The organism is Streptomyces capoamus, assembly GCF_014654935.1.
Classification (GTDB): Bacteria; Actinomycetota; Actinomycetes; order Streptomycetales; family Streptomycetaceae; genus Streptomyces; species Streptomyces capoamus.
This window is the reverse complement of sequence record NZ_BNBF01000002.1, coordinates 356,535-364,974: the sequence shown is the minus strand read 5'-3', so window position 1 is coordinate 364,974 and position 8,440 is coordinate 356,535. Positions and strand designations below refer to the sequence as shown.

Annotated in this window: 12 protein-coding genes and 2 tRNA genes; 10 read left to right on the top strand and 4 right to left on the bottom strand. The window is 72.5% G+C overall.

Translation table 11 applies throughout. From position 1 onward, the window contains the following. Positions 1-158, top strand: a 158-nt coding sequence (locus IE312_RS43750) for a YccF domain-containing protein (RefSeq protein WP_306419714.1), incomplete at its 5' end; no start/stop codon positions are given. Between the two features lie 121 nt (positions 159-279). Here IE312_RS43750 and IE312_RS05180 read toward each other — a convergent pair. Further along, a complete protein-coding gene (locus IE312_RS05180; protein ID WP_189978746.1) occupies positions 280-1,533 on the bottom strand; it encodes an APC family permease in 1,254 nt (417 codons plus the stop codon). A 156-nt stretch (positions 1,534-1,689) separates the two neighbouring features. On the opposite strand from IE312_RS05180, the gene IE312_RS05175 reads away from it, so the two are divergent. Then, positions 1,690-1,956: a GlsB/YeaQ/YmgE family stress response membrane protein gene (locus IE312_RS05175; RefSeq protein ID WP_132857171.1), complete on the top strand. Its 267-nt coding sequence runs from the start codon at positions 1,690-1,692 to the stop codon at positions 1,954-1,956. 89 nt (positions 1,957-2,045) lie between these two features. Here the strand turns inward: IE312_RS05175 and IE312_RS05170 are convergent, their stop codons facing one another. After that, a complete protein-coding gene (locus IE312_RS05170) occupies positions 2,046-2,534 on the bottom strand; it encodes a YajQ family cyclic di-GMP-binding protein (RefSeq protein WP_189978744.1) in 489 nt (162 codons plus the stop codon). An 867-nt stretch (positions 2,535-3,401) separates the two neighbouring features. Here IE312_RS05170 and IE312_RS05165 point away from each other — a divergent pair. From IE312_RS05165 to IE312_RS05150, 4 genes are all read left to right on the top strand, one after another. Further along, positions 3,402-3,791: a hypothetical protein gene (locus IE312_RS05165; protein WP_189978742.1), complete on the top strand. Its 390-nt coding sequence runs from the start codon at positions 3,402-3,404 to the stop codon at positions 3,789-3,791. A 130-nt stretch (positions 3,792-3,921) separates the two neighbouring features. Next, on the top strand, positions 3,922-4,275 hold the full coding sequence (locus tag IE312_RS05160) for a DUF6233 domain-containing protein (RefSeq protein ID WP_189978740.1): 354 nt from the start codon (positions 3,922-3,924) through the stop codon (positions 4,273-4,275). A 44-nt stretch (positions 4,276-4,319) separates the two neighbouring features. Further along, complete coding sequence (locus IE312_RS05155; protein ID WP_189978738.1) at positions 4,320-4,544, top strand: hypothetical protein; 225 nt, start codon at positions 4,320-4,322, stop codon at positions 4,542-4,544. 78 nt (positions 4,545-4,622) lie between these two features. After that, positions 4,623-4,835, top strand: coding sequence for a hypothetical protein (locus IE312_RS05150; RefSeq protein WP_189978737.1), 213 nt, complete (start codon positions 4,623-4,625; stop codon positions 4,833-4,835). Positions 4,836-5,038: 203 nt separating this feature from the next. Here the strand turns inward: IE312_RS05150 and IE312_RS05145 are convergent, their stop codons facing one another. After that, positions 5,039-5,695, bottom strand: coding sequence for an SDR family oxidoreductase (locus tag IE312_RS05145; RefSeq protein WP_189978735.1), 657 nt, complete (start codon positions 5,693-5,695; stop codon positions 5,039-5,041). Positions 5,696-5,831: 136 nt separating this feature from the next. Continuing rightward, on the bottom strand, positions 5,832-7,091 hold the full coding sequence (locus IE312_RS05140; RefSeq protein WP_189978734.1) for an amidohydrolase family protein: 1,260 nt from the start codon (positions 7,089-7,091) through the stop codon (positions 5,832-5,834). Between the two features lie 312 nt (positions 7,092-7,403). On the opposite strand from IE312_RS05140, the gene IE312_RS05135 reads away from it, so the two are divergent. The 4 genes from IE312_RS05135 to IE312_RS05120 form a co-directional block, all read left to right on the top strand. After that, positions 7,404-7,476: transfer RNA gene (locus IE312_RS05135), tRNA-Thr, on the top strand. A 46-nt stretch (positions 7,477-7,522) separates the two neighbouring features. Next, positions 7,523-7,595, top strand: a tRNA-Met gene (locus IE312_RS05130). A 90-nt stretch (positions 7,596-7,685) separates the two neighbouring features. After that, positions 7,686-7,850 carry a 50S ribosomal protein L33 gene (rpmG, locus tag IE312_RS05125; RefSeq protein ID WP_003948671.1) on the top strand — a complete coding sequence of 55 codons (165 nt, stop codon included), beginning with the start codon at positions 7,686-7,688 and terminating at the stop codon, positions 7,848-7,850. Between the two features lie 158 nt (positions 7,851-8,008). Then, on the top strand, positions 8,009-8,440 hold a 432-nt coding region (locus IE312_RS05120), incomplete at its 3' end, for a MaoC family dehydratase N-terminal domain-containing protein (RefSeq protein WP_189978732.1).

Below are 8,440 nucleotides of genomic sequence, written 5' to 3'. Positions count from 1 at the left end.
GGTGGCTGGCGCTCGCCCACATCGCGACCGGCATCGCCCTGTGCGTCACGGTCATCGGCATCCCGTTCGGCATCGCCAATTTCAAGCTGATACCGGTCTCCCTGTTCCCGCTGGGCCGCGAGATCGTCCGCACCGACCAGCCGTTCGCGGCCCGCTGACCGAGCCGCCGCGGCCCGGCCGACAGAGCTGCCGTAGTGCGGCCGACCGAGCCGCCGCAGCCCGCCCGTGTACGCGAGCCACGCCGCCCACGCGCGCGCGTGCCGGGTGCGCCGGAGGGCGTCACGCCCCGCGCCGGCGCGCCCGCCACCGCCGTACGCCGTAGGCCGCCGCGGCCGCCGCGAGCACGCCCGTGCCGACGGCCACCGCGGTCGCGGGCAACGCGAACGCCAGCGCGGCGCAGCCCAGCAGGCCCACCGCCGGCACCAGGCGGGAACGCGGGGCCGGGCTGAGGGTCCAGGCCGAGGCGTTCGCGACGGCGTAGTAGGCGAGCACACCGAAGGACGAGAAGCCGATCGCGCCCCGCACGTCGACCGTCGCGGCCAGCACGGCGACCACCGCGCCCACGGCCAGCTCCGCCCGGTGCGGCACCCGGAACCGTGGGTGCACGGCCGCCAGGGCGCGCGGCAGGTGCCCGTCCCGGGCCATGGCGAGCGTCGTCCGGGACACCCCGAGGATCAGCGCGAGCAGCGAGCCCAGCGCGGCCACCGCCGCCCCGGCCCGCACCACGGGCACGAGGCCGGGTGCGCCCGCCGCCCGCACGGCGTCGGCCAGCGGCGCCGCGGCCTGCCCGAGCCGGTCCGCGCCGAGGACCGCGAGCACCGCGACGGCCACGCACGCGTACACCACCAGAGCGATCCCCAGGGCCAGCGGGATCGCCCGCGGGATGGTGCGCGCCGGATCGCGTACCTCCTCGCCGAGGGTGGCGATCCGCGCGTACCCGGCGAACGCGAAGAACAGCAGCCCGGCCGCCTGGAGCACTCCGCCGGCCCCCGACGACAGACCGATGTCCACGCGCCCGGCGTCGGCCCGCCCGGAGGTCAGGCACACCACGGCCACGGCCGCGAGAACGGCCAGGACGGCGGCCACGATCGCCCGCGTCAGCCATGCCGACTTGTGGATCCCGCCGTAGTTCAGGGCGGTCAGGGCCGCCACGGCGGCGACCGCCACCGCGTGCGCCTGCCCCGGCCACACGTAGGCGCCCACGGTGAGCGCCATCGCCGCGCAGGAGGCCGTCTTGCCGACCACGAACGCCCAGCCGGCGAGATGGCCCCAGAAGGGGCCGAGCCGCTCCCTGCCGTACACGTACGTGCCGCCGGAGACCGGGTGGCGGGCGGCGAGCCGGGCGGATGACAGGGCGTTGCAGTAGGCCACCAGGGCGGCGAGCGCGAGCCCGGGCAGCAGTCCGGACCCGGCCGCGCGCGCGGCCGGCCCCGGGGCGGCGAAGACGCCGGCGCCCACCATCGAGCCCAGGCCGACGACCACGGCGTCCCGCACGCCCAGGGTGCGGCGCAGGGGGGCGTCGGTACGTGTCATGGGCCGCACCCTAGTGAGCCCGGCAACCGAAGGGTGGACCTGTGACGTCTTCTTCATCGACACGGCACGAACACGCGCGCGACGGACGGCGGGCCCCTCCGTGAATCAACAGGGACCCGACAGTGCGGACACAGCGCGGAAGGGCAGGTTCACGGCATGAGCATCATCGGTTGGATCATTCTGGGCCTGCTGGCCGGAGCCATCGCCAAGGTCCTGCTGCCGGGACGCGACCCCGGTGGCTTCATCGGGACGACCCTCATCGGCGTCGCCGGTGCGTTCATCGGCGGCTGGATCTCGGCCCGCTGGCTGGACCACCCGGTCAGCAAGCACTTCTACGACGGCGCCACGTGGGCCGCGGCCATCGGCGGCTCCCTGGTGCTGCTGATCGTCTACCGGATCCTGTTCGGCAACTCACGCGACTGACGCGCGGCGCGTACGCCCGCCGGTACGGGAAGGGGCGGGCACCACCGGGTGCCCGCCCTCGACCTGCTCTTCCGCTCGCTCGCCCGGTCCTACCGGTAGTTCACGAACTGCAGGGCGAAGTCGAAGTCCTTGCCCTTGAGGAGGGAGATGACGGTCTGCAGGTCGTCGCGGCTCTTGGAGCTGACGCGCAGTTCGTCACCCTGCACCTGGGCCTTCACGCCCTTGGGGCCCTCGTCGCGGATGATCTTCGCCACCTTCTTCGCGTTCTCCTGGGAGATGCCCTCCTGGATCGACGCGAAGATCTTGTACTCCTTGCCGGAGAGCTGTGGCTCGCCCGCCTCCAGCGCCTTCAGCGAGATGCCGCGCTTGATGAGCTTCGACTGGAAGACGTCGAGGATGGCGTTCACCCGGTCCTCGGAGTTCGCCTCCATGAGGATCTTCTCACCGGACCACGAGATCGAGGCTCCCACGCCCTTGAAGTCGTAGCGCTGCGAGATCTCCTTGGCGGCCTGGTTGAGGGCGTTGTCGACCTCCTGCCGCTCGACCTTCGAGACGATGTCGAAACTGGAGTCGGCCATGTCCTGTGGCTCCTTGTATCGGGGTGCGTATCGGGTGCGTGCCGGCGTGCGCGGCGGCGACCGCCGGGCCCGGTCGAGCACCGGGCCGCATCCGCCCCAGCCTAGCCATCCCGGGCCCTGCGGGTGGAGATCAATGGGGTGGCGAAGCACCCCTGCGCATCGGGTATTGTTTACGTCGTTGCCGGGGAACACCGCCGAAAGCGGATCCCGGACGGCAGCACAACCCGGCGGTGTGGCTCAGCCTTCCCAGGTTCGAATCCTGGCGCCGCCACGCTGAGGGGGACCCCCTCTGATCAGGTTGAACACCTGGTCAGAGGGGGTTTCTCGTTGTCGACGACCCTTCGTGTCGCAGTGGGCGGAGCGCGGGCGTGTCTCACCCGTCGTCGACCACACACCGTGGAGCGACCGCGTCCGCTCGGCTTTGCCTGGATCGGCGGTGAACGGCATGGGAGCCGCCTCCCCGTGCACGCGATCTACGGACCCGCAGTCGGCCGCAGCGCCCCTCCATCAGACCTGCGGCACGCTGGAGTGTCGTTCTGGCTCGGCTCCGGAGTGGGCGCCATGGAGTGCGCCCGTCGCGCCGGTGATACTGCTGGACAGAAGAGTTGCAGCGGCCGTGATGAGGGCGACGATGGTCGTGTCTGTCACGGCGCCATCCTCCCGGAGGCGCACCGGAGGCGGACGCCGCCGAACCTGTGAGAACTGCCAACCGAGGCGGGGGCAAGTCGGATCCGAGCGCGATCTCGGTCGGCCGGCAGAGGCAAACCTGGCCGATAATGACCAAGGTGCCGCGGCAGGTTGCCGCGGCACCTCGCTACGTCTGTGCAGCTAGAGCCAGGGGTTCAGCATCCATGGGGGGAAGGCACGGTGATCAATGTCTTCGGTAAGGCTCGTCTTCGGTGGAATCCGGGCTTCTGGTTCGGATCTTCGATAGTCGCGGCCGCACTGCTCGTTCCTACCTGGTTGTGGGGAGCGTTCTCCGGCGGCCTTGATGTGGCGGAGACTTGCACTCTCGGGAAGGGGCAACGCTTCGACGAGAGCTACCGGGAAGGGCTCGGGCCGCAGCCGTCGGGGCCGTTCCCTTTGCACAACATGTGCAACGCCTCGTACGACCTCGTTCCAAGCTGGGTGAATCCGATGCTTGCCTGTCTGGCTGTCATCGTCACGGGGTCTCTGATCGCAACCGTCGTGACGGGCATCGTTCAGCTCAGGCGTGTGCTCTCCGAGCGCCGAAGCGGCGAGAGGCCAACTGTCTAGCGCTGTGATCTCTCGGAGGCAACGCGGAAGCGGGTGCGGGGCCGGCGAATCCTGGCGTCGCCACACGGGGCCTTCGTCGTTTGCGGCCCCGGGTGCTCGCGTTCGCCGTGAGGTCACTAGAATCGAACGTGTGAACGAGGACCGTCCGCTGACGCGTCTCGACATGCTGCGGTTCGCCCGTCGCGTCGTCGAACACCAGGCTGCCCGGCAGCTCGCGTTGATGGACCGGTGGATCGCCGACGAGGAGCGCCGGGAGGCCGAGCGGCAGCGCCGTCTCGCCGTCCGGCAGGCTGCTCCTGAGTGGGCGATCGAGCGTGGTCTGAACGGCCGGAACGCGGTCTACGTCCACGTCGGCGGCTGTACCGGCGCCGGCGGGCGGGCGAAGGGCGTCGGTCGCGAACAGGCCGTACGGGCCCTCACCGACGGAGGCGTCCCCGCGTGCCCGCTGTGCCGGCCGGACACCGCGCTGGGGATTCTCGAATGACCGGCCCGGGTGCGGGCCCGGCCGGTCCGGATGATGCTGGAGCCATGGCCGGGAAACGTCTCATCGTCGTGCACTTGCCGTCCCCGACCGGCGGTCGCCGCGTGCGGGTGGACGGCGAGATCCTCGGCCTCGCCCACAACGTGCGCGACCTGGTGGAGTTCCTCCGCCGGGCGGGGCTGGAGATCGAACCGGAGGAGGTCGCCGACTCCCCGCTGATCGACTGGCGCGGAGTGGGCCCCGACCGGTGGGAGGCGGAGACCCGGACCTGAGCCACGGCCGCTTCTCCTGACCGCCGCGCCTGCCCGGGCGCAGGGGCACTCACGGTCCCGTCCGGGCACACTGACGGCATGTCCTCCCGACGCAGAACCTGTCCCGTGTGCCGCCGCGAGATCGCCGTCGTCGCGGGCCGCTTCGCACGGCACGACCCGCCCGGCGCGCGGGGGAGCGGCGAACTCGTCTCCTGCACCGGGTCGCGGCAGCCGGCGCAGCTCGGAGCGGTGCAGCCGTCACTGGACGGCTACGCCGTGCCGGACTTCTCCGGACAGCTCCCGCTCTTCTGACTGCTGACGGACCGGCAGCGGCGGCGGGCAGGACGCGGGCCCGGTCGCGTGCGGGCCGGCCCTGACGGCTCGCCGACAGCGACTGCGACTGCGACAGCGACAGCGGCAGCGGCAGCGACTGGTCCACGGCTCGTACACGCCCCGTCCGGAGGGCGCGGGCAGGGCTGCGGGCCGCTCGACAGGTCAACGAGCCGCGGTCGGACTCAGTTCCCGGCCACCGACTTCACCGCGACCGACACGGGCGTCGAACCACTGATCAGCTCCAGCGTGAGACCGGCCGTCGCCGGGGTGTCCACCAGCTCCGCGAGGACGGCCGCCACGTCGTCCCGAGGGACCGGGCCGCGCCCCGTGTGCGCCTCCAGCCGGACCAGGCCGGTACCCGCGTCGTCCGTCAGCGCGCCCGGGCGCAGGATCGTCCAGTCCAGGGCCTCCTGCCGGGCGACGTACGCGTCGGCCTCCCCCTTGGCGCGCTGGTAGGCATCGAACACGTCGTCCCCCTGGCGCGCGGGATCCGCGCCCATCGAGGACACCACCAGGAAGCGGCGTACGCGCGCGCGTACGGCGGCGTCCGCGAACAGCACCGCCGCGCCCCGGTCCACGGTGTCCTTGCGGCCCGCGCCGCTGCCCGGGCCCGCGCCCGCCGCGAAGACCGCCGCGTCCGCGCCCTGCAGATGCGCCGCGACCTCCTCCACCGAGGCCGACTCCAGGTCGAGCAGCACTGGTTCGGCACCCGCCGCCCGGAGATCGTCGCCCTGTCCGGGGTTGCGGATGATGCCCGCCACCTCGTCCCCGCGCGCGGAGAGCAGACGCTCCAGCCGCAGCGCGATCTGACCATGACCACCAGCGATGACAATGCGCATGACTCCGACCGTACGCCCGGAGGGCCGTATCCGCCGCACGAGTTGACCGGCGGGCCCGGGGCCGGTCGTACCGCGCGCCGGCCGGAGCCGGCACACGCCCTGGCCTGCGTGCCAAGGGCCGCCGCCGGCTGCCCGCTCACGACAGCTCGCCCCGCCCCTGCCTCGGCAGTCCGAGTTCCGCTGCCGCCGCCGAGTTGCAGTACTCGCGTACCGCGCTCGTCCGGGCCACCACCCGCCCGCGGTGCACGACGATCCGGCTGTAGGCCAGGGAGAGCGCGCCGGCCAGGTGGTCGCCGCGTACGGCCAGCAGCTCGGCCGGGAAGCCCGCCTCCACGCGGACCTCCGGCAGCCCCAGTACCGCGCGTGCCGAGGCGCACACGGCCTCGTAGGCGTCCTCCGGGCGCAGCCCGTGGGCCGAGGCGAGCAGGTAGGCGGCTTCCAGGGGGTCGCCGCGGCCCACGGGGTTCGCCACGTCGCGCAGGGCGCCGCTGCCGGCCGCCACCCGCACCCCGGCCGCGCGCAGCAGTCGTACCGGTGCCGTGCCCCGCCGCTCGGTGCCGCCGCAGCCGCCCTGGGGCAGGCACACCACGGCCACGCCGGCCGCCGCGAGCTGGTCGGCGACCCGGGCGGCGGCGTCCGCGGGCAGGCGCGCGAGACCGGCGCACGGTCCGATGGTGACGCCGGGGCGCAGGCCGCCCGCCATGGCGGCGAGCCGGGACAGCCGGGCGGGGTCGGCCGCGTCCGTGTGCAGGTCCACCGGGCAGCCCTGTTCCGAGGCCACCTCCAGGACCGCCTCCACGTAGCCGGTGGGGTCCGGATCCAGGTCGGGACAGCCGCCCACCACGGAGGCGCCCATCTTCACCGCGTCCCGCAGCATCGCCAGCCCGTCGGCGCCGGCCACCCCGGTCAGCAGCCGGGGTACGGCCACGGTCGTCAGCTCCGCCAGCCCGCGCAACGACCGCCGCGCCTGCAGTACCGCGCCCAGCGCGCCGAGCCCCTGGACGTCCCCGACGCGCACGTGCGCGCGCAGCGCCGTCGCCCCGTGCCCGAGCTGCAGCAGAGCGGCCTCCGTCGCCCGTCGCTGCACGTCCTCGGGGGCGCACGACGCGGGGCCGGGGCGCTCGGCGGACAGGGCGGTGTCGCCGTGGGCGTGCGGTTCGGCCGGGGCCGGCAGCAGCAGGTAGCCGCTCAGGTCGACGCGGGTGGCGCCCGTCCGGGCCGGGCCGGGGGCGAGGCTGCCGGTCGTGCCGACCGCCTCGATGCGGCCTCCGCCCAGTCGTACGTCCACGGTCCGGCCGTCGGTGAGCCGCGCCCCGCTGAGCAGGAGGGTGGCCGGGTCGGACGATCCCGAGGACCCCGACGAGTTCGACGGCGGTTGCGGCTGGCTGTCGGGCATCGCGCTCCAGGTGGGGCCGGGGCTCGGGCGGACTGGCATGGGGGATCCGGGCCGTGGCCGACCCATGATCACGCAGAGTGCGTCGAGCCTAGGCGGGCGAACCGCGCGGGACCCGGACGGGACGCGGAGGAGCGCAATAGTCGTACCGGCGTGGTCCTGCTGCGGGCGGTGGGCAGGGTGCCCCGCGCGCGCGTGCGGGGCACGTGGGCAGGGGGGCAGGGGGCCGCGGGGAGCCCCGAGACAGGGGTGCGGCGGGCGGCGGGATACGGATTTGGGTGAACGGCGGCAGACCGTGTAATGTCTTCATCGCTCGCCCCAATAGCTCAGTCGGCAGAGCGTCTCCATGGTAAGGAGAAGGTCAACGGTTCGATTCCGTTTTGGGGCTCTGGTGTGAGAGGTTCCCGTCGCGAGGCGGGAGCTGATCTCATCAAAGCGGTGTAGCTCAGTCGGTAGAGCAAGCGGCTCATAATCGCTGTGTCACCGGTTCAAGTCCGGTCACCGCTACTGACAGTAGCCGATTGCGGGGTCGGTCCTTCGATCGGCTACTCTTTCTTGCGTTAAATCAGTCCATCTGTTCGTCTTAGGAGCACTCACGTGGCTGCCACCGACGTCCGCCCGAAGATCACGCTGGCCTGCGTGGAGTGCAAGGAGCGGAACTACATCACCAAGAAGAACCGGCGTAACAACCCGGACCGTCTTGAGATGAAGAAGCACTGCCCGCGTTGCAACGCGCACACCGCGCACCGCGAAACGCGATAAATCAGGCTCGTCCGTGAGGCCGTCCCCTTCCGAGGGGGCGGCCTCACGGCGTTTTCCAGGGTCCGGCGCCACGGCGCCCCACCGGCCCCGTGCGCATTCCATGACCGGTTTCCCGCTAATTTGGGGCCATCACAGCAGAGATCAGGAGGTGCCGGGCCATGGCGCTCGACCAGTCCTTCGTGGGACGGACCTACCCGCCCACCGAGCCCTACGAAGTGGGCCGGGAGAAGATCCGCGAGTTCGCCGAGGCGGTGGGCGAGACCAACCCGGTGTACACGGACCCCGAGGCCGCCAAGGCGTTCGGCCACCCCGATGTGATCGCCCCGCCGACCTTCGTGTTCTCCATCACCTTCCGGGCCGCTGGACAGGTCGTCCAGGACCCGCAGCTGGGGCTGGACTACAGCCGCGTGGTGCACGGCGACCAGAAGTTCGCCTACGCCCGCCCGGTGCGCGCCGGCGACCGGCTCACGGTCACCTCCACGATCGAGGGCATCAAGTCGCTCGCGGGCAACGACATCCTGGACGTCCGCGGCGAGGTGTACGACGAGGCAGGGGAGCACGTCGTGACCGCCTGGACCAAGCTCGTGGCC